Source organism: Angustibacter sp. McL0619 (assembly GCF_049994355.1).
Lineage (GTDB): Bacteria > Actinomycetota > Actinomycetes > Actinomycetales > Angustibacteraceae > Angustibacter.
Genome location: NZ_CP188257.1, coordinates 1,296,762 through 1,321,002, shown reverse-complemented (window position 1 = coordinate 1,321,002; position 24,241 = coordinate 1,296,762). Strand labels below are relative to the sequence as shown.

Sequence of the window (24,241 nt, the reverse complement as noted above, 5' to 3'; positions counted from 1 at the left end):
GATGGCAGACGCGGACGACGTGCGCCGGCTCGCCCTGGCGCTGCCCGACGTGCGGGAGATCGAGAGCGAGGGCTTCGACTTCCGGGTCGGCGGGCACGGCTTCGTCTGGTCCTACCCCGAGCGCAACCCGGGCAAGCGGCGGGTGATCCGGACCGACGTTGCCGTGCTGTACGTCGGGGACGAGGCCGAGAAGCAGGCCCTCCTGCTCGGCGAACCAGACCTGTTCTTCACCACCGCGGGCTACGACGGCTGGCCACTGGTGATGCTGCGGCTGCCGGAGGTGGACGTCGGCCGGCTGGCTGAGCTGATCGGCGACGCCTGGCGGATGCGTTCCGCCGCGGACCGCTGAGACTCCTGGCAGCTCAGTCGGCAGCTCAGTCGGCAGCTCAGTCGGCCAGCTCAGGCGGGAAGCCGCCGGTGGCGACCGGACCCCAGCGGGTCGGGGTGATCCGCAGCAGCGACTTGCCCTGTTTCGCCATCGCTGCGCGGTACTCGTCCCAGTCCGGGTGCTCGCCGGAGATCGACCGGTAGTAGTCGACGAGCGGCTCGATCGCGTCAGGCTGGTCGATCACCTCGCACTCGCCGTCCACCTGCACCCAGGCGCCGCCGAAGTCCTCGGACAGCACGAGCACGCTGACCCTGCCGTCCCGGCGGGCGTTGCTCACCTTGGCCCGCTGCGGGTACGTGGAGATCACCAGCCGGCCCTCGTCGTCCACTCCCCCGGTGACCGGGGACGCCTGCGGCGCACCGTCGCTGCGCCGGGTCAGCAGGACGAATTGGTGCCGGCTGCGGACGAACTCCAGCAACGCGTCGAGGTCGACCTGGGTGTTGGTGGCGATGGTTCGTGGCATCCACCCAGTCTGGACCCTGTGGCGGCCCTCTCGTCTCGCCAGTGGAGACCGCGATCCCGCCTGACGGACGGATCGGTAGGCTCCCGGTTGTCAGCCGTGTCCGTCCTGCCGCATTTCGTAGCCCCGCCGGAGGTCCCGCGCGTGTTCCGCAAGGTCCTGGTCGCCAACCGTGGCGAGATCGCCGTCCGCGCCTTCCGGGCAGCCACCGAGCTGGGCGCCCAGACGGTGGCCGTGTTCGCCCACGAGGACCGCCGCAGCGAGCACCGGTCCAAGGCGGACGAGGCCTACCGGATCGGCGAGGCCGGCCACCCGGTGCGCGCGTACCTGGACATCGCCGAGATCGTCCGGGTGGCTCGCGAGTCCGGCGCGGACGCGGTCTACCCGGGCTACGGCTTCCTTTCCGAGAACCCGCAGCTGGCCGAGGCCTGCGCGAACGCAGGGATCACGTTCATCGGGCCGCCGGCCCCGGTGCTCGAGCTGACCGGCAACAAGGCGCGGGCCATCACCGCGGCCCGCGAGGCCGGCCTGCCGGTACTGGCGAGCGTGCCGCCGAGCACCGACGTGGACGCCCTGGTCGCCGCCGCGGGCGAGGTCGGCTTCCCGATCTTCGTCAAGGCCGTCGCCGGTGGCGGCGGCCGCGGCATGCGCCGGGTCGAGGCCCCGGCCGAGCTGCGCGAATCCATCGAGGCCGCGATGCGCGAGGCGGAGAGCGCGTTCGGCGACGCGACCGTGTTCCTCGAGCAGGCCGTGGTGTCCCCCCGGCACATCGAGGTCCAGATCCTGGCCGACGGCAGCGGGGACGTCGTCCACCTCTTCGAGCGCGACTGCTCGGTCCAGCGCCGGCACCAGAAGGTCGTCGAGATCGCGCCCGCCCCCAACCTGCCCACCGAGATCCGCGAGCGGATGTGTGCGCACGCGGTCGCCTTCGCCCGGCAGATCGGCTATGCCAACGCGGGCACGGTCGAGTTCCTGCTGGACCCGGACGGCAGCTACGTCTTCATCGAGATGAACCCGCGGATCCAGGTCGAGCACACGGTGACCGAGGAGGTCACCGACATCGACCTCGTCTCGGCTCAGATGCGCATCGCCAGCGGCGAGGGCCTGGGGGACCTCGGCCTCTCGCAGGACACGATCCGGGTCAACGGGGCGGCCCTGCAGTGCCGGATCACCACCGAGGACCCGTCCAACGGGTTCCGGCCCGACACCGGCACCATCACCACCTACCGTTCGGCCGGCGGCGCCGGGGTCCGGCTGGACGGCGGCACGGTGTTCGTGGGGGCCGAGATCGGCGCGCACTTCGACTCGATGCTGGTCAAGCTCACCTGCCGCGGGCGGGACTTTCCCACCGCCGTCCGGCGGGCTCGGCGGGCGCTGGCCGAGTTCCGGATCCGTGGCGTCTCCACGAACATCCCGTTCCTGCAGAGCCTGATCGACCAGCCGGACTTCGTCGCCGGCCGGCTCTCGACGTCCTTCATCGACGAGCGGCCGGAGCTGCTGACCCCGCGGGCCCCGGCCGACCGCGGCACCAAGCTGCTGACCTACCTGGCGCACATGACTGTGAACCAGCCGCACGGGCCGGGTCAGGACCTCGCCGACCCGGCCGGCAAGCTGCCGGCCGTCGACCTCGAGACGACCCCGCCGCCCGGTGCTCGCGACCTGCTCGTGCGGGTGGGACCGCAGGAGTTCGCGGCCGCGCTGCGCGCGCAGACCGCGGTCGCCGTCACCGACACCACGTTCCGCGACGCGCACCAGTCGCTGCTGGCCACCCGGGTGCGAACCCGCGACCTGCTGGCCGCCGCCGCGCCGGTGGCCCGGCTGACCCCGCAGCTGTGGAGCGTCGAGGCGTGGGGCGGTGCGACGTACGACGTGGCGCTGCGCTTCCTCGCCGAGGATCCGTGGGACCGGCTGTCCGCGCTGCGCGAGGCGATGCCGAACCTCTGCCTGCAGATGCTGCTGCGCGGTCGCAACACGGTCGGCTACACGCCCTACCCGGTCGAGGTCACCGACGCGTTCGTGGAGGAGGCCGCCCGCACCGGCATCGACGTCTTCCGGGTGTTCGACGCGCTCAACGACGTCGCGCAGATGCGCCCGGCGATCGAGGCGGTACGGGCCAGCGGGACGGCGATCGCCGAGGTCGCGCTCTGCTACACCGGCAACCTGTCCGATCCCGCCGAGACGCTCTACACGCTGGACTACTACCTGGCCCTGGCCGAGCGGATCGTCGAGGCCGGCGCGCACGTGCTGGCCATCAAGGACATGGCCGGGCTGCTGCGGGCCCCGGCCGCGCGGGTGCTGGTCAGCGCGCTGCGCGATCGCTTCGAGCTGCCCGTGCACCTGCACACCCACGACACGGCCGGCGGCCAGCTCGCAACGCTGCTGGCCGCGATCGACGCGGGTGTGGATGCGGTGGACGTCGCCAGCGCGCCGATGGCCGGCACCACCAGCCAGGTCCCGATGTCGGCACTGGTCGCGGCGACCGACGGGACGGAGCGGGCCACCGGGCTGGACCTGCGCGCGGTCTGCGACCTCGAGCCGTACTGGGAGGCGGTGCGCCGGCTGTACGCGCCGTTCGAGTCCGGGCTGACCGCGCCGACCGGACGGGTCTACGACCACGAGATCCCCGGCGGGCAGCTGTCCAACCTGCGCCAGCAGGCGATCGCGCTCGGGCTGGGCCAGAAGTTCGAGGCCATCGAGGACACCTACGCGGCGGCCAACCGGATGCTCGGCAACGTCGTCAAGGTGACACCGTCCAGCAAGGTGGTCGGCGACCTGGCCCTCGCCCTGGTCGGTCGCGGCGTCGACCCGGCCGACTTCGAGGCGGACCCGGGCTCGCACGACATCCCCGACTCCGTCATCGGCTTCCTGCAGGGCGAGCTCGGCGACCCGCCCGGCGGCTGGCCGGAACCGTTCCGTACCAAGGCGTTGGCGGGTCGGAGCCGGTCGAAGCCGGCTGTCGCGGAGCTGGACGCTGCGGACGTCGAGGGGCTGGCCACCGACCGGCGGGCGACCCTGAACCGGCTGCTGTTCCCCGGTCCGACCCAGGAGTTCGAGCGGTCGCGCGAGACCTACAGCGATGTTTCCGTGCTGCCCACCACGCAGTTCCTGCACGGGTTGCGGCCCGGTGGTGCGGAGGCCGAGGTCGAGATCGAGCCCGGCAAGCGCCTGCTGGTCGGCGTCCAGTCGGTCAGCGAGGTCGACGAGCGCGGGATGCGCACCGTGATGACCACCCTGAACGGGCAGCTGCGTCCGGTGCTGACCCGCGACGAGAGCGCCGACGTGGACGTGCGCGCCGCCGAGAAGGCCGACCCGAAGGAGCAGGGCCACGTGGCGGCGCCGTTCGCCGGGGTGGTCTCCCTGGCCGTCGAGCAGGGAGCCAACGTGGAGGCCGGGGCGACGGTCGCGACCATCGAGGCCATGAAGATGGAGGCGTCGATCACCACGCCGGTCGCCGGGACGGTGCAGCGGCTGGCGATCGGGTCGCAGCAACAGGTTGAGGGCGGCGACTTGCTGGTCGTCATCTCCTGAGCTTGTGGTGCCGCGCGGTCACGCCGCGAACCTCTGGGCGGCTCTCGCTTCGCTCGTTTGACGCCGCCCGGCCGGTTCCCGGCGCGTCCGCGCTGCTGCGCGAGTGCGGAGCCGACGTCCGGCGGGTCAGCCGCTGGTGGTCCGAGGGTGGTCACGCCGCTGAGCGTCAGCGAAGCCGGCGCTCTCGGACGACGAACCGAGCGCGGGCTGGGACGACGGGGACGGCGGCGTCAAACGAGCTTGCGAGAGCCGCCGTCCCCCTCGTCCCAGCCCGCGCGACCCCTCACCAAGACCCGCCCCCACCTCCGCCGCCGCCGCCGCCGCTGAACCCGCCGCCGGAGCTGAAGCCGCTGGAACCGCTGGACGCCGGCGTGGACACCAGGCTCGAGTTGGACGTCGTCTCGAAGCTGTTCATGCTGGCGCTGAGCCAGTAGTAGCTCCAGACCGGCGAGTGGCCGACGTACCAGGACGGCTGCGACACCGCGGCGCCGGACTTGGCGAGGTCGTCGAACACCCTGGCCCACCGGTCCGCGACGCCGAACACGATCGCGTACGGCAGGTAACGGCTGAACAGGTCCTGCCCCTCCTCGAACCGGATCTGATCGGCCTCGGCGGTCTCCAGGTAGCGCCGGAAACCCTGCGCCTGGGTGAGCACCGCCGTCCCGGACGCCGTCCTGGCCGGCATCCGCTTGGCCATCAGCAGGACGACGAGGCCACCCAGGAACACCGCGGCCGACGGGACCAGGAAGTTGAGGTGGGTCAGGCTGCTGAAGAAGACACCGACGAAGCCGAGCCCCATCAGCGCCAGCCCGAGCATCCGGTAGAGCCCGCGCACCGACTCCGGGTTGCCACGGAACCAGCCGCGCTGCGTGACGTCGTCGTACAGCCTCGTCTGGGTCGCCTTGAGGTCCCCGGCGAACGTGTTGCGCAGCTCGCCCTTGAGCTCGACGTCGTTGCGGCCCTTGAACAGCGCCTGCAGCAGCGCCAGCTCGTACGGCTCGAGCTGCTCCGCCGGTGCGGGTGAGACCACCGACAGGCGCCAGTCCTTGACCTTGGTGCCCGCGTCGTTGGTGATCTCCTCGATCTTCAGGAATCCGCGCACGGCCAGGTCGATGATCGTCGCGGTCACGTCGACGGGGTTGGCCACCTCGTCGATCAGGGTGCCGATCTGCCCCGGGTGCAGGCCGGCCGGCGGCGTGAACTGCACCGCGACGTCCTTGGGCTGCCGGGTGACCGGCCGCTCCCCCGCCTGCTGTCCGTGCACCGGCATCAGGCCGGGGGTGAGGCCGACGTAGGCGGCGTCGCGTCCGCGCCGGCGAACCAGCCAGGCCATGCCGCCGACGATGGCCGCCAGCACGAGCACTGCCCCGCCGAGCGAGATCGGCGAGACGTCCAGCAGCTGTGAGATCCCGTGCCGCGGCGGGTCGGCGAGGATCGGCGCGGCGTCAGAGACCATGTTCAGGGGGTAGGCAAGCAGGATCGTCATCCCCTGCTGCTCGCCTAGCCCAGTGGTCGAGAAGGTGGACGTCGCTCCGGCGGTGGCGGGGCAGGTGTCGGTCGACCCGCGGCCGCCCTTGTAGCACTGCGCTGCGGTGGCCGGCTGCGTCGCGGTCACCGTCGCGCTCGCTGCAACGATGGGCACGTTCCACGCGTTGCCGGTGACGTTCCAGTACAGCTCGTCGTGCGGTGGCAACGTGGTCCCGTCCGGCTCCGTCACCGGCTCGGTGAACCGGTTGAACGCTCCCCGGACGGTGTACGAGATGACGTAGGTCTGCGTCCCGCTGACGCTCTTGTGCGGGTCGCCGATCCGGATCGTGGTCGAGGCGTCCGACTCCGAGACGTCCGAGTCGGCGGGAGCGTGGCTTGGGCTGCTCACCTCGATGTCGCTCACCGGGTAGAGCCGTAGCTTGCCGTCCTCCCGGTTGGTCGACTGCGCCGTGACGAGCTCTCGCTCGATGCCGTGGTGCTCTCCCTCGAACTGGTACTGGATGGTCTCCTTGACATGCAGGACCCCGTCCGCGTCCACCGTGATCGCCGAGGCGAAGCTGCGGATCTGCTCGCTGTCCGCGGCGAAGGCCGCGCTCGACGTCCCCACGCTGACGGCACCGGCCAGCAGGACGGCCCCCAGGGCCGTCCCCAACCGCGCTCTCACTGGTCTTTCCGGGACATGGCGCGCTGGGCCTCGCGAGTGTCCTGCCGCTCACGCAGCGCCTGCCGCTTGTCCCAGTTCTTCTTGCCGCGGGCCAGTGCGATCTCGACCTTGGCCCGTCCGTCCAGGAAGTACAGCTGCAACGGGACGACGGTCAGCCCACTCTGGTTGACCGCCTGCTCGAGGCGGGTGATCTCGTCACGGTGCAGCAGCAGCTTGCGACGCCTGCGCGGCGGGTGGTTCGTCCAGTTGCCGGAGATGTACTCGGCGATGTGCACGGACTCCAGCCACGCCTCGTGCCCGTAGAAGCTGACGAACCCGTCGACGAGCGAGGCGCGGCCGGCGCGCAGCGACTTCACCTCGGTACCGGACAGCACGATGCCCGCCTCGAAGACGTCCTCGATCGTGTAGTCGTGCCGCGCCTTGCGGTTGCTCGCGACGAGCTTGCGCCCCGACTCCTTGGCCACCGTGCTCACTCCCTGCTGCTCCCCGCGACACCTCGTGTCACCGACCGGACACGGTACCGGTCAGACGCGGCCGGACCCCAACGAGTTCCGCCCGGCCATCGTCGCCGGCGTCACGGCCGACCTCAGAGCCAGCGACGCGGGTTGACCGGGGTTCCGTTGTCGTAGGTCTCGAAGTGCAGGTGACATCCGGTGGACTCGCCAGTCGTGCCAGAGAGCGCGATCAGCTGCCCGCGCGAGACGTGACCGCTGTGCACCAGGATCCGGGACAGGTGGTTGTACGTGGTCGCCAGGCCCATCCGGTTCACCACGCCGTGCGAGACGATGATCCGGTTGCCGTAGCCGCCGCCCCACCCGGCACTGACCACCACGCCGGAGGCAGCGGCGTGCACCGGGGTACCGCACGGGACCGCGAAGTCCATTCCGGCGTGCAGCCGCCAGTAGTGCAGGATCGGGTGGAACCGCATCCCGAACTCGGAGGAGATGCGCGCACCGGTGACCGGCGTGGAAAGGTAGCCGTTCGAGGTGAAGCCGCCACCACCAATGCCGTGGCGCCTGAGGTTGGCGCGGGCGATCGCCGCGAGCTGGGCGCGCAGCTTGCGCGCCTGCGCCTCGAGGGCGTCCAACCGCCTGCGCTCGGCCGCCTTGCGGACCTCGATGGTGCGCACGACCGCGGCCTGGCTGCGGATCAGGGACTCGACCCGGGCCTTGGCCGCCTCGGCGGCCTTCTCCAGCGTGGCCGCGCGGGCCAAGCCGGCTTCGGCCTTCGCCTTCAGGAGCGCGACCTGCTGCCGGACGGCGACGAGTCTGGCTTGCTTGGCCCGGATCTGGGCGCGGTCGACGTCCAGCTGGGCCAGCGCCATGCCCTGCATCTGCATCGCGGTGTCCATCCCCACGACGCGCTGGGCGAAGTCGTCCGCACTCTCCGCAGCGAGCGCGACCGACAGCTCACCGATGCCGCCGGTCTGGTAGGCCTGTCGGGCGATGCCGGCGATCTTGTCGGTGGTCTCGGCGGTGGAGGCGGTGGCTGCCGACAGGTCGTCGTCCGCCTTCGCCTCCTGCGCGCGGGCGACGGTGAGCTGGCGACCGATCTCGAGGTCCAGCGCTTGTGCTGCGGCGAGTCGCGCCTGCGCCTGCACGAGGTCGGCCTGGGCCGACGGCAGCTGCTTCTGGATGGACTGCAGCCTGTGATAGGCCGCGACCAGGTCGGACGAGGTGTCCTCGAGGTCGTCCTGCAGCGAGGCGATGGACCGGTCGACGTGACGCTTCTTGTCCGCCGGACCGGCCTGCGCGCTGGTGGCCGGTGCGACCAGCGAGGCGATCAGAGCCGTCAGGACCGTGGCCAGGGTCAGCCGTGTCGTGCGGGCCAGGCGCATGTGACGGGGTCTCCTTCGAACTCGATACCGAGTGCGGGCACGCTCAGTGACGTCTCAGACACACCATTCGTACCACAGGTAACACCCGTCACCGGGGAGGCTAGACCCGCAGATACCGCCGCATGGTCAGGAACGACGTCAGCACCGCGATCAGCAGCCCGATGCCGAACACGACCGGGGCGATGGACAGCACGTCGGCACCGGTGACGAACGGGATGAACTGCATCTTCTGCGCCAGCCAGCCCTGCACCGCGAAGTGGGTCAACGCCCAGAGCGTACCGATCGCGATTCCGGCCCCCAGCACGGTGGCCAGGATCGCCTCCATCAGGAAGGGCAGCTGGATGAACAGGTTCGAGGCGCCGACCAGCCGCATGATGCCGATCTCGCGTCTTCGGTTGAACGCGGACAGCCGCACCGTCGTCGCCACGAGCAAGATCGCGGACAGCGTCATCGCGCCGGCGAAGATCCAGGCGCCGATGGTGACCCGGTTCAACGCGAAGAACATGGTGCTCAGCAGCTTGCGTTGGTCGATGACCCGTTCGACACCAGGCGCACCCTCGAAGGCACTCGCGACCACGTCGTACTTCTTCGGGTCGGACAGCTTGACCCGGAAGCTCTCCTGCATCTGGTCCGGCTTGACGGAGTCCTTGATCGCCGAGTCCTTGAACTGCTGCACGAAGTGGTCGTACGCCTCCTGCTTGGACTCGAAGTAGACCGTGCTGACCAGCGGCTTGAGCGAGTCGAGCTGCTGGCTCATCTCGTCCTTCTGCGCCTGGGTGACCTCGCCGGAGGCGCAGGACGGCTCGAGCGAGCGGGCGGGGCAGAGCGCGATCCAGACCTCGACCTTGCCGTACCAGAAGTCCTTCATCTCGTTGACCTGCATGCTGGACAGCAGGCCGAACCCGAAGAACACCAGCGAGACCATCGTGACGAGCACCAGCGACACCGTCATGGACAGGTTGCGGCGCAGGCCGATGGCCATCTCGCTGAGAACGAACTGCAGGCGCATGACTTCCTTCGGGTCGGTGGTTCGGTACTTCTAGCGCTGGGATCCGTAGACGCCACGCGCCTGGTCGCGCACCAGCTGGCCGTCCTCGAGCTCGACGACGCGCTTGCGCATCTGGTCGACTATCTCGTCGTCGTGGGTGGCCATCACGATCGTGGTTCCGGTGCGGTTGATCCGGTCCAGCAGTCGCATGATGCCGATGCTGGTCGTCGGGTCGAGGTTTCCGGTCGGCTCGTCGGCAAGCAGGATGGAGGGCCGGTTGACGAAGGCCCGGGCGATCGCCACCCGCTGCTGCTCGCCACCGGACAGCTCGTGCGGCAGCCGGTTCTCCTTGCCACCGAGGCCGACCAGGTCAAGCGTCTCGGGCACCACCTGGGCGATGGTGTGCCGCGGCTTGCCGATCACCTGGAGGGCGAACGCGACGTTCTGGAAGACGGTCTTGCTGGGCAGCAGGCGGAAGTCCTGGAAGACCGCGCCGATCTGCCGGCGCAGCATCGGCACCTTGCGGCTGGACAGGGCGGCCAGATCGCGGCCGGCGACGTGGACAGTGCCGGAGGTGGCCTTCTCCTCCTTGAGCACCAGCCGCAGCAGGGTCGACTTGCCGGAGCCCGAGGCGCCGACGATGAAGACGAACTCGCCGCGCTCGACCTCCACCGACACCTTGTCGAGGGCAGGGCGCTGCCCGAGGGCGTAGGACTTGGACACGTTGTCGAGCCGGATCACCGGCTCAGGGTACGTGGCGAACCTTGGTACTCCCGGTCATCTGGGGTCACCGGGCGTTGCGGACCGGTCTCGTTTGGACAACGCACCCAGCATCCATGACACGAATGGCCTAACCGGCGCGAAACCGGTCCGCGCCGTCCCGCTGCTCCTAGCGTCGTCGGATGCCCCTCGACCATCACTTCGACCGCGAACCCGCCGACCTGCGAGCTCGGCTGGCCCGCGAGCAGGAGCACGCGGACGCACTCCTCGCTCCACTCGACGAGCTCGTCGAGCAGCTCGCCCGCCGACTCCGGTCGGCCCGCGCTCGTACGACCGCCTCGCTGCCGTACCGGCTCGGCGAGCACTGGTACGTGCGGCGCCGGGTCCCCGGCCGCCCGTACCCGCAGATCTGCCGCCGCCCGGCGGCGTCCTGGCAGCCGCCGGCCTGTCCCGACGGCTGGCAGGTGGTCCTGGACGGCTCCTCGCTCGCCGCTGCGACCGGGTACGCCGACGTCGCCGAGGTGACGCCCTCCCCGGACGGCGCCCTGGTCGCCTTCACGGTGGACACCACCGGCGACGAGAGCTACGACCTCGTCGTCCGGGACGTGGCGGCGGGAGTGGAGGTCGACCGGGTTCGCCAGGTGGCCTCGCGGTTCGCGTGGTGGCCGGACGGGTCCGGCCTCGCCTACGCCACCACGGACGCCACCTTGCGCCCGGACACCGTGCGCGTGCACCGCCTCGGCTCCCCCGTCGAGCAGGACGTCGTCGCCGTCCACGAGCCCGATCCGAGCCGCTGGGTCGGGGTGGGCGCCTCGACGTCCGGGCGGTTGCTGCTGGTGCTGTCCGGCTCGGCCGACTCGACCGAGTGGCTGCGGCTGCAGGGACCGCCGGGACGGCCGCTGGCCACCGTGCTGGTGCCGCGTGAGCGGCACGTGCAGCACCAGGTCGAGCACGCCCGGCTGGCCGGCCACGACGTGCTGCTGGTGCTGCGCAGCGAACCGGGCCGGCCCGACCTCCTCCAACTGCGGCGAGGTCTGGCGCCGGACGCCCCGACGTCCACGATTCTGGCCGGGCACGACCGGCTGCAGCTGCTACACCTGAGCGCCTCGGCCGCCGCCGTCGTCCTGAACGTGCGCGAGGACGGCCTGCCGTGTGCCCGGGTCTACCGCGTCGACGGCGTCGACGGCGTCGCCGGCGGCCCGGACGGTGCGCCGCCCGACGTGACCGCGGTGTTCCGCCATCCCCTTGCCGAGTTCGCGTCCGCGCTGGCCGCCAGGCCGCTGGACTGGGCGCAGCCGCACGTTCGGGTGAATCGGATGTCGTGGGGCGCCCCGCCGCAGCTGCTGGACCTGGACGTGGCGACGGCCGCACAGTCGGTTGCCCGGCACGCCCCGGCGCCGGCCGGCTACGAGCCGGAACGGCTGAGGGTCGAGCGGCTGAGGGTCGAGCGGCTGAGGGTCGAGCGGCTGAGGGTCGAGCGGCTGAGGGTGCCCTCGAGCCTGGACGGCGTCGCGATCCCGCTCACCGTGATCGGCCAGCCGGACGACCCCAGGCCCGGGCCGTTGCTGCTGACGGTCTACGGCGCCTACGGGCAGTGCCAGGAACCCGTGTTCGACCTGGCCCGCGCCGAGCTGCTGGACCGCGGCATGCGGGTCGCGATCGCCCACGTTCGCGGTGGGGGCGACCTCGGGCCGCGATGGCATGACGCCGGCCGCGGGCGCGCGAAGCAGACGACGTTCGCAGACCTGCTGGACTGCGCGCGGTTCCTCGTCGAGGACGGCTGGACGACGCCCGCCGGCCTGGTCGCCCAAGGCACGAGCGCGGGTGGGCTGGCCGTCGCTGTGGCAGTGAACCAGCAGCCGGAACTGTTCGCAGCAGTGGTGGCCTTGGTGCCGTTCGTCGACCCGCTGACCAGCATGAGCGAGCCCTCACGACCGTTGACCAGCCTGGAGCACGCTGAGTGGGGCGACCCGCTGTCCGATACCGCTGTGCTGCAGGCGATGCAGGCCTACTCTCCGCGCCAGAACGTACGGCCGGTGAGCTATCCACCGATGTACGTCACCACTGCCGAGCAGGACTGGCGGGCCGACCCGGCGCACGTGCTCGACTGGGTCGAGCGCCTGCGGTCGCTGGGCTCCGGACGCGGCCCAATCCTGCTGCGCGGTCTCGCCACCGGTGGCCACAGCGGACCGACGGACCCGGACGAGCTGGTCCGCGAGCAGGCGCTGCGACTGGCCTGGATCCTGAACACGGCGGGCCTCAGCGGAAGGTCTCGCGCTGCACGCGCTGGTACCCGACCAACGCCAGCAGGCTGAGCACAGCCAGCCAGCAGAGCAGACCGACGGTGGCGGTCACCGGCACGCAGTGCCGCACCGACGTGCCGTACAGCAGTTCGTTCCATTGGGTCGTCGGCAGCACACCCCAGCGGTCGACCCGGTCCGCCCGGGCGGCGCCGAGCAGACCACCAGCGAAGCTGAGCGGCAGGTAGATGAGGTTGGTCAGGGGGACGGCGCCACGCACCGGCAGCCAGTAGCCCAGGGTGGTGCCGAGTGCGGAGAACACCGCGACCCCGAGGGCCAGTGGCAGGAGGTTGACCGGTCGCAGCACGACCCCTGGGTCGGCTCCGCCCACCGTGAGTCCGACCGCGAGCAGCGGCAGCAGGCTGGCGAGGCTGAAGGTCAGGACGACCGCCACGCGGGCCACGTACCGCACCCCGCCGGACACCGGCAGTGTGCGCTGGAACTGCTCCCACGGCGAGACCCGCTCCAGCGCCAGACTCGCCCCGAAGCTGAACAGGGCCACCCCGAGCACCGCGAAGCCGCAGTAGCCGAGCAGCTCCAGGGACGTCGCCGACTCGGCACCGCCCTGACCTGCCGCGCGCCCGCGCACGGTGCCGAAGAACAGGTACACCAGCACCGGCATCGAGAACGTCGGCACGCTGAAGGCCGGCAGCCGAAGGTGCTCGCGGCCGATCAGCGAGACCGTCGACGCGCAAACCGACAGGGCGCTCACGATGCCTGCCCGGTACGGCGGCGGAGCAGCTCGTCGATGGCGGCGGGGAGGCCGAGCGGCTCGATCGTCAGCTCCCGGAACGCGATGCCGCTGTGCACCAACCAGCGGACCACGTCGTCCGGGCGGCTGGTGAGGAAGGCGCAGCGGACGCCGTCCCAGCTCACCCGCGTGCAGCCCGGTGCCGCGGTGAGCGCGGCGGGCGCGACCTGCGCGACGGCGCAGACCTGGGTGAGCCCGAGTGAGGCCACCAGGCCCTGCGGCGGCTCGTCGGCGACGACGGTTCCGGCGTCGAGCAGCAGCACCCGTTGCGCCCGGGCCTCCACCTCGGCGAGCTGGTGCGTACTGAACAGCACCGCACCCCCGTCGGCGACGTGCTCGTCCAGCACCGTCCACAGCTGTTCGCTGCCCGACCGGTCGAGGCCGGCCGTGGGCTCGTCCAGCAGGACCAGTCGAGGGCGGCCCACCAGCGCACAGGCCAGCGCGAGGCGGCGTTCCTCACCACCGGACAACCCGCCGGCCCGCCGGGACCACAAGGGCGTCAACCCCAGGCGATCGCCCACCGCCTGCGGGTCGCGAGGGCGCGGATAGTGCCGGGCCACGTGGTCGAGCAGCTCGCCCACCCGCAGCGCGACCGGGAACTCCACGTCCTGCAGAACCACGGCCATCGCCGTCCGCGCTCGGGCGCTGCCCGCGGGGGCACCGTCCACCGCGATGGTCCCTGACGTCGGGCGGCGCAGGTGCGCGACGGTCTGCAGCAGGCTGGACTTGCCGGCGCCGTTGCGACCGAGCAGCGCCACCGCGCTGCCGGGCTGGACGTCGAAGGTCACCCCGCGCAGCACGCTGGCTCCCTTCAGCACCAGTCCGACCTGGCTGACCGCGAGTGGCGGTGTCGGCCGAAACCCCTTAGCCACAGTGCGTTCGGACGTCACCGTGGGCACCGCCGCAGCGCCGCTCACCGGCGTCCCAGCAGGACGGTGTGCACCAGGCTCTCGTGCAGGCCGTCGACCCCGAGCGCCTGCTCGACGGCCGCGTCGTAGATCGACGCGAACGGCAGGCAACCCAGACCGAGCCCGGTGCAGGCGAGCCCGACGTTCTGACCGACGTGACCGGCCTCGAGGTAGGTGAACCGGTACCCCCGTTCGCCGTACTTGCCCGTCTGCCGGGCGAAGCAGGCCACCATGCAGAGCACCACGGAGCTGCCGCGCACCGTGGACTGCGCGATCGAGGCCGTGACGACCTGGTCCCAGCCGCGTCCGTCGCGCAGCTCCTCCAGGCAGTGGCGGAACGGGTCGTAGTGGAACAGCCCGCTGCCGATCTCGCTGTCCCCCAAGCCTTCTGGACCGACCGCGACGTAGAGGTCGAGCGGGTACAGGGCTCCTCCGGACGGAACCGGACGGCGGTGCACCCGGGGGTCGCCTGGCACGGGGGTCGCTCCGTAGGCGAGGAACAGCACCGAGGACAGCTCGGCGGCGGTCAGTCCCTCGGCACCGGGTGGTGAGGTCGAGACCCGTTGTGCCACAACCTCCGACAGCGTGCGATCCACCGGCTCGGGAACGGGCAGCGGGTGCGCTCGGGTGTACCACCTGCGGGTGGCCAGTCCCTCGTTCGGCACCGACTCGTAGCCCGGCGTCCACAGCTGTTCGGCCGGTCCGGTGACGTAGGCGGACAGCGCCGGGTGCAGCTTGGTGGCCTCATGGAAGTCGGCACCGACGTCCGGTTCCCCCTCCGGATCGACCGGGTCGAACCGGTGGTGGGCGCGCACTGGATAGCTGGCGAAGAGCGGCCCGTTCGCCAAGGGCTCGGGCTCGGGGCCGGGTTCTGCTGCCCCCTCGGTGCGGTCGGTCGTCACAGGTTCTGCGGTCACGCTGGCCTCCGGTGGGGACGTGGTCAGGGAAACGGGTGGGGGTCCGGGTTCAGCCCGCGGGGATCGGTGCTGCGCAAGCGAGGTTGACCGAGGTAGGGCCCTGCGCCTGGGACGTCCAGCTGGACCGCCTGCGGGCTGACCACCCGGGCCACCGCGAGCCCGAGGTCGGCGACGTCCGGTGCGGTCACGTCGACCGCGAAGGTCTCCACCCCCTCGTCCCGCCATCTGCCGGCGAGGATCTGGGTGGCGGTGGCCGCGTCGTCGTACGGCGACGGCTCGGACCAGTCGACGGCCAGGGTCACCGGCCCGCAGTCCAGGAATGCGGCCCGCTCGGCGCGGCGGTGGTCGACGTACTGCCAGACACCGCGGTCGAAGCCTTCCGCAGCCGGCCTGGGCCTGGCTGCGCTGAGCTCACCGAGCCGCAGGCCGGCGGCGTAGTACGCCGTGTGGCAGGCCTCGACCGCCGCCTTGGTCGCGGCTGCAGCACGGGTCAGACCCGAGGCCGCGCCGACCGCGAGCGCGGGCATCTCGGGGTGCGGGTGCCGGATCGTGGCAAGCACGGTGGGCGCCACCGCGATCGGGCTGAGGTCGACCAGAGAGAGCCGCGGACCGTCCGGCAGGTCGAAGGCGTCGCCGAGCCAGCGGTGCCGGGCGAGCAGACCGTCCACCCGGAGCCTGGGCAGCGTCCGGCGGTGCCGCCACACCCGGACGAACGCGTCGCGCTCGATGACCTCGAGCAGGCCGCCCAGCACCGCACCGGACAGGTCGGGGGCACAGGCCAGCCCGGTGCTCGTCGTCCAGACCAGCAATGGCTCGCCGGGCGCGCGGGTGTAGCCGAGGTACACCCACTGGGCCGGCACGGCGGAAGGCCGGTCGTCGTCCAGCCGGCGCGCCTCGACCCAGCCGATTCGTGCATCGTCGGTGAGATTGTGGAAGCCGTCCGGCTGGCCGTGGTCGTGCCCGTGCGGGTGCTCTCCGGAACCGGTCGACGCGGCGTCCGGGGGGTAGAGGGCCCAGTCCGCGGCGGGCGTGAGGTGCAGGTCGAGGTCTGCGCGAGTGCCGAGGTCTGCGCGAGTGCCGACGATCAGCCGGTCGTAGGGCACGTAGGCCGCGGAGTACCGCTCGATCGCCTCCCCGGTCCCGGAGTCGGCCGCCGAGCCGTAGCCGAGCGCCGCGCCGCCGGCACCCGAGGTGAGGTCGACGCCCAGTGCCGGCACCGGGTCCGCCGTCACGGCACTCAGCACAGGCACCGGCGGTAGACCGGCCTCCGCAGTACAGGCATCGAGCCGGCGGACCAGCCCGTACAGCGGCGACACCGCGGCACGCAGCCCGGTGGGCGTCGACGAGTCATCGCAGGACATCGGCGCTCCTCGTCCAGGGGTAGGGCACGGCGCGCTCGCGGGCCGCAGAGCAGCTCGGGCAGCGCGGAACCCGCAGCACGCGGTGCTCGCTGCTGCGCAGCGAGGTCAGGGCGAGCGCGTGCACGGTACCCACCGCACTGGACGCTGGGTTGAGCGTGAACCGGGCCGCGACGAGCGCGACCAGCCCGGCCTGCAGCTGGACGACAAGGGACGCCCGGTGCAGTCGCGGCGCGGTCAGCAACCGAGCGGAGCGAGCCGCCTTGGGGTAGGGCGCGTTCGCCGCGCGCCGGATGCGCAGGCAGTCGGCGCAGCAGGTCTGCCCGGGCACGTGCAGCGGGCCGACCGTGAGGAGATCGCCGTCGTAGGCCGGCACCTGCAGCCACGGACTGCCGGACGCGATCGCCGCCGCGTTGGTCTCGACCAGTTCGTCGTCGTCCAGCGCGGCGTGCACCGGCAGGGCATCCGCGGATGCGTCGGCCCAGGCGCCGCGAGTCGGTTCCGGGGCACCGGAGTCGACCCAGACCTGGGTGATCGCGTCAAGCAGGCGCTCGTGCCGTCCGAGCAGGTGCAGCCGGGCGGAGTCCAGGCCCGTCGGCTGATCGTCGTCCGCGCCGTTCCCGACCAGATCCAACAGGTCGGGATCGCGGATGACACGGGCTGCCTGGCCGGACGACGATGCCGGCAGTTCCGTCGCGAGGCCGGCCCCGACGATCCGCCGGACGACCTCGCCCCACTGCCGCACCGGCACCCCGAGGGTGTCGGCGATCTCTTGCTGGGTTCGGCTGCCGTCGAGCAGTGCCAGCCCGTCGGCGATCAGGCCCTGGGTGGTCGTCCCCCGCAGGACGGCGGCCGTCCGGTCCGTGACCAGGACCAGTCGGTCGCCGTCCGCGATGAGGCGGCACCGGGCATCGAGGGCGAACATCGCGGTCGACTGCCCGGCGCGGTCAGGCACGGTCGGTGACGAACCCGTCGGAGGGAAGCTCGGCGCGGCAGCCTGAGCAGCAGCAGCACGAGGCGAAGCAGGAACAACCTGTCGGCTCCTTGCCTCGGCCCACGATCCCTCGCTCCGCGAACTCGATGTCGAAGTCGAGATCCATCAGCAGCATGCGTGTCGTCCTCTCTCCGGTCCGGGCGATGCGCCCGGATGGTGTGCTCGGAGCTGAAGACTCATTGACAAGCGTGTCACGTGTCCAGAGAGGGATAGCAGTTCAGAATGGCTGGACCGAGCGCAGAAGGGTTCAGCGCAGAAGGGTTCAGCCAGAACGGTTTCAGCAGTGCGACCTCACGCGAGGCAGCGTCAGGCGTCTTCGCGGTCGCTGGTGCGCTTCCAGCGGATGCCCGCCTCCAGGAAGCCGTCGATGTCGCCGTCGAAGACCGCGGAGGTGTTGCCCACCTCGTGCTCGGTCCGCAGGTCCTTGACCATCTGGTAGGGGTGCAGCACGTAGGACCGCATCTGGTTGCCCCAGCTAGAGCCACCGTCACCCTTGAGCGCGTCCATCGCGGCGCGCTCCTCGGCCTTGCGCACCTGCAGCAGCCGGGACTGCAGCACCTTCAGCGCGGCGGCGCGGTTCTGGATCTGCGACTTCTCGTTCTGCATCGAGACCACGATGCCGGTCGGGATGTGAGTCATCCGCACGGCCGAGTCGGTGGTGTTCACGCTCTGCCCGCCGGGGCCGGAGGAGCGGAACACGTCGACCTTGATCTCCGCCTCGGGGATGTCCACGTGATCGGTGACCTCGGTGACCGGCAGCACCTCGACGCCGGCGAAGCTGGTCTGCCGGCGTCCCTGGTTGTCGAACGGGCTGATCCGCACCAGCCGGTGGGTGCCCTGCTCGACCTGGAGGGTGCCGTAGGCGTACGGCGCATGCACGGCGAAGGTGGCCGACTTCAGGCCGGCCTCCTCGGCGTAGGAGGTGTCCATCACCTCGGTGCCGTAGCCGTGCCGCTCGGCCCAGCGCAGGTACATCCGCAGCAGCATCTCGGCGAAGTCGGCGGCGTCCACCCCACCGGCCTCGGCGCGGATGGTGACCAGCGCCTCGCGCTCGTCCATCTCGCCGTTCAGCAGCGTGCGGACCTCGAGCTCGCCGACCGCCTTCTTCAGCGACGTCAGCTCGGTGTCGGCCTCGGCCAGGGTGTCGGCGTCGTCCTCCTCCTGAGCCATCTGGACCAGCACCTCGAGGTCGTCGACGCGCTGCGCGATGCCCTCGTACCGCTCGAGCTCGGCGTTCAGGTGGCTGAGCTTGCTGGTGACCTTCTGCGCGGCCTCGGGGTCGTCCCACAGGTCCGGCGCGGCGGACTGCTGCTCGAGGTCGGCAATGGCGGCCTTGAGCCGGTCGACGTCCGTGACCTGCCGGATCGACTCGACGGTCGTTCGGAGGTCCTTGAGCTCTGCGGAGAAGTCGACGGCTGCCACGAGCGTCCAATCTACGGCAGTGCGGGCCGGTGGCTGAACCTGGTAGAGATCACCCGTGGACGTTCTGGCCTGGGTGTTGACCATCATGCTGCTGTTCGAGGTGGTGCCCTCGGCGATCGCGGGCGTGCCGGCCATGGGGGTGGCCCGAGCTCGGTTCGAGGAGCTGACCCGGATCCCGGTGACCCGTGGCGAGCGGGTGTGGCTGCTGCGCACGGTCGGTGCGGCGCACTGCGTCGGCGCCGTCCTACTCCTGGTCGGGCTCAACAACCCGCCGGTCGGGGCGCTCGGCGCCGCCCTCGAGCTGGTCGCGTTCGGCTGGATCCTGGCGATGCAGCTGCGGCACGGCGACCGCGGTCGATCGCTGTTCGCCTACTCGCTGTTCAGCGGGCTCGCGCTCGCGGTCCTGGTGGTCAACCTGCTGCGCTGAACTGCCGGTGGCTATGGCTACGGGGTGTGGCTCCGGCTACTGGGCGGCTTCGCGTTGGCGCCTGGCGTACTGCTGCGGGGGAACGCCGAACGCGGCGCTGAACTCACGGGTCAGGTGGGCCTGGTCGGCGTACCCGAGGTCGGCCGCGAGGTCGGCCCAGCTCACGTCCTGGCCGTGCGCGACGGCCTCGGCTGCCTCGTAGATCCGGTAGCGCCGGACCACCCACTTGGGTGAGACGCCGACGTGGGCGGCGAACAGACGTTGCAATGTGCGTTCACTGCGACCGGCGAGCGCCGCGAGCTGGTCGACCCGGCGCAGCGACGGGTCCGCCACGATCCGGTCGACCAGCGCGGTGGCGTCCTCGCACGGGTGCGGCTCGATGGGCAGCCGGGCTCTCAGGAAGCGTTCCGCCGCGGCCACCATCTCGCGCTGATCCGGCGCCGCCCGCACCTGGTCCGCCCACCGGCCGGCGTCGGCTCCGAGCCAGTCGACCAGGTGCGCGGACCGGTCGGTCAGCCGGGTCATCGGTCCGGGCGCCAGCGGGCTGAAACCACCTGCACGGAACATCACACCGAGCGCTCGCCCGCTGCGCTCGAGGACCTTCGTGGTCCGTCCGATCTGCACTCCGACCGCGACCGCGACGGCGGGTTCGATGATCAGGTTCACCACCGGGTGCGGCAGTACGTGCTGGGGGTAGCTCTGGCCGGACGGCAGGTCCCAGGTGACAATCCAGTACCGGTCGACGAAGCGGGCGACGTGCCCGGACGGCGCGAACCGGTCGAGCGAGAAGCGGGACAGGCCGGCTGCGGGGTCGACGATCCCCCGGCTGTCCCGCTCGGCTGGCTGCACCACGCCCTCGAGCGTAGGAGGGCGACGCCGCTGTCGCATTCGTTCAAGCGCTGGCAGCCGATCGCGGGCAGGGTGGGGGCATGACCGAGATCCTGGACCGCTACCACCGCAACGCCGACGCCTTCGCGGACACGATCCGCGCGACGCCGGACGACCGCTGGTCGAGCCCGTCACCGTGCCCCGACTGGGACGCCCGGGGCGTCGTCGCCCACGTGGTGGGGACGTTGTCGATGTTCGAGAAGCTGGTGGGGCGCGAGCAGCGCCCTGGACCTTCGGTGGACGACGACCCGCTCGGTGCCTTCGAGGCGATGCGCTCGCAGGTGGAGGAGGAGCTGGCCGACCCGGCGCTGGCCGACGTGGAGTACGACGGGTTCTTCGGCCGGTCGACGTTCGCGAAGGCCGTGGACCAGTTCCTGTCCGGTGACCTGGTGACCCATCGCTGGGACCTGGCCAAGGCGACCGGAGCAGACCTGTCCATCCCGGCCGACGAGATCGCGCGGGCCTGGAAGGACGTCGAGGTGTTCGGCGACACCATGCGCTCCCCCGGTGCCTTCGGCCCCGCGCTCGAGTCGCCGCCGGACGCCGACGAGCAGACCAAGCTGCTGGCCTTCCTGGGGCGCAAGGCCTAGCTGCCGACGTCCCTGCGCCTGACTCTCGCGAGGCAGAGCCGATACCTCACGGTCAGCCCGCTGACCTGGGGTTTCGCCGGGTTGTGACGCCACGCTGATGCACGGATCGCACTGTGTGCCTGCCGCCACAGCAGTGGCAGCACCGGTGGCGATCACGAGGTCGCCTGCAGCAGATGGAGACAGTCATGACCATGAACAAGACCAGGGCAGCAGTGGCACTCGCGGCAGTAGCGGCCATCCCGCTCGCCTTCGCGGCGCCCGCCCAGGCCAGCACCACCAGGAGCGGGTGCACGGTGACCCCCAAGGCGCCGTACTTCGCTGGCACTTATACGGCCGCGAACGTGCCCCAGGTGTACTACCCGGTCGACATCAGCTGCGTGGGCGGTGCACCCACCGCGGTGACGGTTGAGCTGAACCTGCAGACCTGGGAGCAGGACCTGACGGGACGCGCCGGTGACGTGGACGCCAACGGCGTCAACAACGCCGACGAGGACCGGATCGGCTCGGGGAGCGCGAGTCGATACTTCACCACCGCGGGCGGCAGCACGACGGTCAACTTCCTCGGCACCCTGCCGCACACCGACACGGACAGCAACGAGGAGATCTACGACAAGACGCAGTTCCGGGTGATCAGCGGCGCCGTCAAGGGGGCGTGGACGAACTTCGAGTTCTCCCCCGTCACCAAGATCTGGTGGTGACGCAGCCCCTCCAGAGTTCGGACCAGCGTGATGCCGGCAGCTCCCCACTGCCGGCATCACGCGCGTCCGGGCTCAGCCAGCCGGCTCGAGGGAAGTCGAGCGGGTCCGCACCTCGAACCCCTCGGGCTGTGCGTACTCCGAGAAGAACCAGGCTCCGGCCACCTGCACGCTGACCTGGTCCGCGCCGTCCGGGACGGTCAGGTCCAGTGAGATGGCGCCGAGCACTCCGGGTGCCACCACCGCCCGACGCCGGACGCCGCCCAGCCCCTCGGCGTCCACGGTGCTGAACCCGGTGGCGAGCTCGGGCAGCGGCGTCCAGGTGACCGGCGACCCGCTGGCGCCGAAGTGCACGGCGCAGCCGTCGAGGTCCAGCTCGAACTCGACCGGCTGCGAGCCGAGCCCCACGACGCCCAGCGCGAGCGTCACCGAGCCGGCGTCCGCCGCAGCCACCGGGCGCGCGACGAACCGCGCCGCGGCCAACGGCGAGTCGAGAAGCCGCCGAGCCACTGCAGCGGCGACCGCGCCGACGGCGGCGACCTGCGGGTCCGGCAGTTCGACGTCCAGCTCGACCTGCGACCCGGCGGCGCTGAGTTCGCGCACCTCAGCCTCGTCGACCGGGCCGGCGAACAGGCCCACGGTGTCCCGCGGCTCGCGCGGCCGCAGCACCGCCAGCTGCGCCTGGCCGTCGTCGGTGATGACCAGCCGCTCGTCGACCGAGCTCGGCGGCCGTGTGTGCCAGCGGACGGTGACCAGGGTCGCCATCTATTTGCCCACGTCCACGGTGAAGACGTCCTCGCGCGGGACCTGGCGGAGCTTGGCGTTGAAGGCGTCCAGCATCGCCTGGAACTGGTCCACCCGAACCGCTGACGAGTTCGACGAGCCCATCAGGCCCTGCGCGCTGTATGTGACGTTCTGGTCGGGTGCGGCGCCGCCGGCCTTGGTCGGGTCGCGCCCGGTACCGGCTGTGGCGGTCTTGTCGGCGTCGAGCCTGGCCTTCATCGCCGCGACGATGGTGGCCATCTGCGGGTCGGCCGGCCCGGCGGCCGCGACGCCCACCGGTGGCGTGGTGGTGATCCGGGTGACCTCGGCGTTGATCGAGCTCTGCAGTGACGTGACGCTCGCGTCCAAGGTGGGCTTGACCGTGGCGGACAGCAGTTCGCCGACCACCTGGGTCGCGGCATCGGTGGCCGCCTTCTGCACCAACGCGTAGGCGCGCCGGTAGAGCGCGTTGGTCGAGCCGAGCGGAGTCGGCGCGGCGAGCCCGGGCAGCAGCGCCGCCGCGCCGCGGACGAGGGCCGCACCGGCCGCGACGTTGCGCAGCCCAGTCGCCATCGCGGCGCTGAACGTGGCCGCGCTGACGGACGACTCGAGGGTCGAGCCCGCCGCCGACCAGGTCGCGGGCAGCGCGCTGAGCTGCGCGATCAGGGTGCCGGGGGGTACCACCGGCAGGCCGGGTCCGGGGGCGGCCGGACCCACCAGGCTGGTCACCTCGGTGGCGGCCGGGACGGCCAGCGGTGTTGCGGCACCGGCTGAGCCGGACACGGCACTGGAGATGTTGATCCGCACTGCGTCGAAGTCGGCCACCGCGACGTTCGCCTTGTGCGGCGCAGCCAGCAGGGCGTTGTAGGCGTCCATGATCAGCTTGGTGACCGGGCCGATGGCGAATCCACCAGCAACGGCCTGGCTGGCAATGTCGAGGTTGCTGAAGTTCCTGGTCGTCTCGAACGCGACCGCGGTTGGCACCTTGGGGCTGGTCCGGGCGTCGGACTCGGCGGTCAGCTCACCGACCAGCACGGACCGGACGTCGGCCGAGACGGCCGCGGACCGGGCGGCCGCCGCCAGCCGGTTCACGACGCCCCGGCGCTTGCCATTGAGCGCGGCGACCATGATCGGCATCGCCGCCAGGAGCTGCCCCGACAGTCGTGCGGTCAGCCCAGCGAGGGTCATCCGCTCGATGGTCGTCTTGTCGAGGGCAGCGCGTGAGGAGGCGGCGCTCGCGGGCGCAGCCTGGTGCAGCAGGGCGTTCAGCTGCTCGTTGGACTGGCTGTACTCGTCCGGGATGCCGAGCATGTGCCCGTACTCGTGGGCGTAGATCACGTCGTCGCTGTGCGGGTACTTGGCCGAACGGGCGGCCGGGTCCTGCTGGTACCAGTTGCCCTTGTCGATCGGGTTGCCCAGCGAGCCGGCCACCGTGCTGGGCGGGTGCACGATGACCTGGTGATGGGCCGGGTCGTTCAGCCCGAACACCGCTTCGGCCTTGAAGGTGACGGGCAGCCGGACCGGCGTGGGTGGGAGCGGGGCGGCGTAGGAGCCGGCCCCTTCGCCGGGCTGGGGGTGGTCGGTGCTGGCGAAGCTGATCTTGAGGCCGGTCCAGTGTGCGGTCGCCTTGTTGGCGGCATCGCTCGCCCAGGTGCGCCGGTCGGTCGGGTCGTTCGCCGGGATGACAGTGGGCCGCCCGAGGAGCGCCCCGATCTCAGGCAGGTTGGACGGGTTGGGGCTCGGCGGAGCGACCGTGTTGCGAGTCTGCTGCAGGTAGCGGATCTTGATCAGCACGGTGACGCCGCTGCCGCTGCGAGTCATCTCATAGCTGGTCTTGTCGGGGTTGGCGACGTCGGTGGGTTTGCCTGTGAAACCCTTCGGTGGCGCGGTGGCCAGGCCGGTGGTGGCGGTCTTGTTGTAGAGGGTCTCGTGAAACTCAGTGGAGACCGGGACGCGTTGCAGCGACGCCTCGTCGGACTCCAGGAACCGGGAAACGGCCCGGTTGCCGGCGGTGCGCTGCAGGTCGGTCAGGACCTCGGCCTCCCTGGTGGCGTGCGGTGCCAGCTGAGATGGGGCGTGATCGACGGACTTCGGGCCGGACGGACGGCGCGACGCAGTCACGGCGGAGCTCTTCGCACCCTTCGCCTGGGCCACCG

22 protein-coding genes are annotated in these 24,241 nt (G+C 71.4%); 6 read left to right on the top strand and 16 right to left on the bottom strand.

Annotation, left to right across the window (positions count from 1 at the left end; translation table 11 throughout):
* Window position 1: 1 nt before the first annotated feature.
* Window positions 2-349, top strand: a complete 348-nt coding sequence (locus ACPPVT_RS05845) for an MmcQ/YjbR family DNA-binding protein (RefSeq protein ID WP_426566085.1) — start codon at window positions 2-4, stop codon at window positions 347-349.
* 37 nt (window positions 350-386) lie between these two features.
* Here the strand turns inward: ACPPVT_RS05845 and ACPPVT_RS05840 are convergent, their stop codons facing one another.
* The gene (locus ACPPVT_RS05840) at window positions 387-851 is read right to left on the bottom strand and encodes a PPOX class F420-dependent oxidoreductase (RefSeq protein ID WP_426566084.1); all 465 of its coding nucleotides are present in this window, start codon (window positions 849-851) and stop codon (window positions 387-389) included.
* A gap of 141 nt (window positions 852-992) precedes the next feature.
* Between ACPPVT_RS05840 and ACPPVT_RS05835 the strand changes: the two genes are divergently transcribed.
* Window positions 993-4,376 (top strand): pyruvate carboxylase, encoded by a 3,384-nt coding sequence (locus ACPPVT_RS05835; RefSeq protein WP_426566083.1) that lies wholly within the window; start codon window positions 993-995, stop codon window positions 4,374-4,376.
* Between the two features lie 283 nt (window positions 4,377-4,659).
* Here the strand turns inward: ACPPVT_RS05835 and ACPPVT_RS05830 are convergent, their stop codons facing one another.
* The 5 genes from ACPPVT_RS05830 to ftsE form a co-directional block, all read right to left on the bottom strand.
* A complete protein-coding gene (locus tag ACPPVT_RS05830) occupies window positions 4,660-6,516 on the bottom strand; it encodes a DUF2207 domain-containing protein (protein ID WP_426566082.1) in 1,857 nt (618 codons plus the stop codon).
* An 8-nt stretch (window positions 6,517-6,524) separates the two neighbouring features.
* Window positions 6,525-6,992 (bottom strand): SsrA-binding protein SmpB, encoded by a 468-nt coding sequence (gene smpB / locus ACPPVT_RS05825; protein WP_426567065.1) that lies wholly within the window; start codon window positions 6,990-6,992, stop codon window positions 6,525-6,527.
* A gap of 122 nt (window positions 6,993-7,114) precedes the next feature.
* Window positions 7,115-8,365, bottom strand: a complete 1,251-nt coding sequence (locus tag ACPPVT_RS05820) for a peptidoglycan DD-metalloendopeptidase family protein (RefSeq protein WP_426566081.1) — start codon at window positions 8,363-8,365, stop codon at window positions 7,115-7,117.
* A 100-nt stretch (window positions 8,366-8,465) separates the two neighbouring features.
* Window positions 8,466-9,374, bottom strand: a complete 909-nt coding sequence (gene ftsX / locus ACPPVT_RS05815; RefSeq protein ID WP_426566080.1) for a permease-like cell division protein FtsX — start codon at window positions 9,372-9,374, stop codon at window positions 8,466-8,468.
* Window positions 9,375-9,404: 30 nt separating this feature from the next.
* The gene (gene ftsE, locus ACPPVT_RS05810) at window positions 9,405-10,094 is read right to left on the bottom strand and encodes a cell division ATP-binding protein FtsE (protein ID WP_426566079.1); all 690 of its coding nucleotides are present in this window, start codon (window positions 10,092-10,094) and stop codon (window positions 9,405-9,407) included.
* Between the two features lie 161 nt (window positions 10,095-10,255).
* On the opposite strand from ftsE, the gene ACPPVT_RS05805 reads away from it, so the two are divergent.
* Entirely contained in the window at window positions 10,256-12,388 is a 2,133-nt protein-coding gene (locus ACPPVT_RS05805; RefSeq protein ID WP_426566078.1) for a prolyl oligopeptidase family serine peptidase, read from the top strand.
* Here the strand turns inward: ACPPVT_RS05805 and ACPPVT_RS05800 are convergent.
* The 7 genes from ACPPVT_RS05800 to prfB all read right to left on the bottom strand — a co-directional run bounded on the left by ACPPVT_RS05800 (window position 12,333) and on the right by prfB (window position 18,723).
* Complete coding sequence (locus ACPPVT_RS05800) at window positions 12,333-13,085, bottom strand: hypothetical protein (protein WP_426566077.1); 753 nt, start codon at window positions 13,083-13,085, stop codon at window positions 12,333-12,335. The genes ACPPVT_RS05805 and ACPPVT_RS05800 overlap by 56 nt on opposite strands.
* The gene (locus tag ACPPVT_RS05795) at window positions 13,082-14,041 is read right to left on the bottom strand and encodes an ABC transporter ATP-binding protein (protein WP_426566076.1); all 960 of its coding nucleotides are present in this window, start codon (window positions 14,039-14,041) and stop codon (window positions 13,082-13,084) included. The genes ACPPVT_RS05800 and ACPPVT_RS05795 overlap by 4 nt, the downstream gene beginning before the upstream one ends.
* Complete coding sequence (locus ACPPVT_RS05790) at window positions 14,038-14,949, bottom strand: SagB/ThcOx family dehydrogenase (RefSeq protein ID WP_426566075.1); 912 nt, start codon at window positions 14,947-14,949, stop codon at window positions 14,038-14,040. Before ACPPVT_RS05790 ends, ACPPVT_RS05795 begins: the two co-directional genes overlap by 4 nt.
* 23 nt (window positions 14,950-14,972) lie before the next feature.
* Window positions 14,973-16,310 (bottom strand): YcaO-like family protein, encoded by a 1,338-nt coding sequence (locus ACPPVT_RS05785; RefSeq protein WP_426566074.1) that lies wholly within the window; start codon window positions 16,308-16,310, stop codon window positions 14,973-14,975.
* On the bottom strand, window positions 16,297-17,262 hold the full coding sequence (locus ACPPVT_RS05780; RefSeq protein WP_426566073.1) for a TOMM precursor leader peptide-binding protein: 966 nt from the start codon (window positions 17,260-17,262) through the stop codon (window positions 16,297-16,299). Before ACPPVT_RS05780 ends, ACPPVT_RS05785 begins: the two co-directional genes overlap by 14 nt.
* Complete coding sequence (locus ACPPVT_RS05775) at window positions 17,255-17,416, bottom strand: hypothetical protein (protein WP_426566072.1); 162 nt, start codon at window positions 17,414-17,416, stop codon at window positions 17,255-17,257. Before ACPPVT_RS05775 ends, ACPPVT_RS05780 begins: the two co-directional genes overlap by 8 nt.
* 191 nt (window positions 17,417-17,607) lie before the next feature.
* Window positions 17,608-18,723 (bottom strand): peptide chain release factor 2, encoded by a 1,116-nt coding sequence (gene prfB, locus ACPPVT_RS05770; protein WP_426566071.1) that lies wholly within the window; start codon window positions 18,721-18,723, stop codon window positions 17,608-17,610.
* A 55-nt stretch (window positions 18,724-18,778) separates the two neighbouring features.
* Between prfB and ACPPVT_RS05765 the strand changes: the two genes are divergently transcribed.
* On the top strand, window positions 18,779-19,150 hold the full coding sequence (locus ACPPVT_RS05765) for a hypothetical protein (protein ID WP_426566070.1): 372 nt from the start codon (window positions 18,779-18,781) through the stop codon (window positions 19,148-19,150).
* Window positions 19,151-19,186: 36 nt separating this feature from the next.
* Here ACPPVT_RS05765 and ACPPVT_RS05760 read toward each other — a convergent pair whose 3' ends face one another.
* Window positions 19,187-20,002 carry a helix-turn-helix domain-containing protein gene (locus ACPPVT_RS05760; RefSeq protein WP_426566069.1) on the bottom strand — a complete coding sequence of 272 codons (816 nt, stop codon included), beginning with the start codon at window positions 20,000-20,002 and terminating at the stop codon, window positions 19,187-19,189.
* Window positions 20,003-20,079: 77 nt separating this feature from the next.
* Between ACPPVT_RS05760 and ACPPVT_RS05755 the strand changes: the two genes are divergently transcribed.
* Both ACPPVT_RS05755 and ACPPVT_RS05750 read left to right on the top strand, forming a co-directional pair.
* Window positions 20,080-20,628, top strand: a complete 549-nt coding sequence (locus ACPPVT_RS05755) for a TIGR03086 family metal-binding protein (RefSeq protein WP_426566068.1) — start codon at window positions 20,080-20,082, stop codon at window positions 20,626-20,628.
* A 185-nt stretch (window positions 20,629-20,813) separates the two neighbouring features.
* Window positions 20,814-21,326 carry a hypothetical protein gene (locus ACPPVT_RS05750; RefSeq protein ID WP_426566067.1) on the top strand — a complete coding sequence of 171 codons (513 nt, stop codon included), beginning with the start codon at window positions 20,814-20,816 and terminating at the stop codon, window positions 21,324-21,326.
* Window positions 21,327-21,398: 72 nt separating this feature from the next.
* Here the strand turns inward: ACPPVT_RS05750 and ACPPVT_RS05745 are convergent, their stop codons facing one another.
* Both ACPPVT_RS05745 and ACPPVT_RS05740 read right to left on the bottom strand, forming a co-directional pair.
* Window positions 21,399-22,088 carry a hypothetical protein gene (locus ACPPVT_RS05745; RefSeq protein WP_426566066.1) on the bottom strand — a complete coding sequence of 230 codons (690 nt, stop codon included), beginning with the start codon at window positions 22,086-22,088 and terminating at the stop codon, window positions 21,399-21,401.
* Window positions 22,089-24,206, bottom strand: coding sequence for a hypothetical protein (locus tag ACPPVT_RS05740; RefSeq protein WP_426566065.1), 2,118 nt, complete (start codon window positions 24,204-24,206; stop codon window positions 22,089-22,091).
* Window positions 24,207-24,241: the final 35 nt, after the last annotated feature.

What these genes read in the sequence shown, in the direction of transcription:
- ACPPVT_RS05845 (WP_426566085.1), top strand. Translation starts at nt 2, where the DNA reads ATGGCAGACGCGGACGACGTGCGCCGGCTCGCCCTGGCGCTGCCCGAC.
- ACPPVT_RS05840 (WP_426566084.1), bottom strand. Translation starts at nt 851, where the DNA reads ATGCCACGAACCATCGCCACCAACACCCAGGTCGACCTCGACGCGTTG.
- ACPPVT_RS05820 (WP_426566081.1), bottom strand. Translation starts at nt 8,365, where the DNA reads ATGCGCCTGGCCCGCACGACACGGCTGACCCTGGCCACGGTCCTGACG.
- ftsX (WP_426566080.1), bottom strand. Translation starts at nt 9,374, where the DNA reads ATGCGCCTGCAGTTCGTTCTCAGCGAGATGGCCATCGGCCTGCGCCGC.
- ACPPVT_RS05805 (WP_426566078.1), top strand. Translation starts at nt 10,256, where the DNA reads ATGCCCCTCGACCATCACTTCGACCGCGAACCCGCCGACCTGCGAGCT.
- ACPPVT_RS05785 (WP_426566074.1), bottom strand. Translation starts at nt 16,310, where the DNA reads ATGTCCTGCGATGACTCGTCGACGCCCACCGGGCTGCGTGCCGCGGTG.
- ACPPVT_RS05775 (WP_426566072.1), bottom strand. Translation starts at nt 17,416, where the DNA reads ATGCTGCTGATGGATCTCGACTTCGACATCGAGTTCGCGGAGCGAGGG.
- ACPPVT_RS05755 (WP_426566068.1), top strand. Translation starts at nt 20,080, where the DNA reads ATGACCGAGATCCTGGACCGCTACCACCGCAACGCCGACGCCTTCGCG.
- ACPPVT_RS05750 (WP_426566067.1), top strand. Translation starts at nt 20,814, where the DNA reads ATGACCATGAACAAGACCAGGGCAGCAGTGGCACTCGCGGCAGTAGCG.
- ACPPVT_RS05745 (WP_426566066.1), bottom strand. Translation starts at nt 22,088, where the DNA reads ATGGCGACCCTGGTCACCGTCCGCTGGCACACACGGCCGCCGAGCTCG.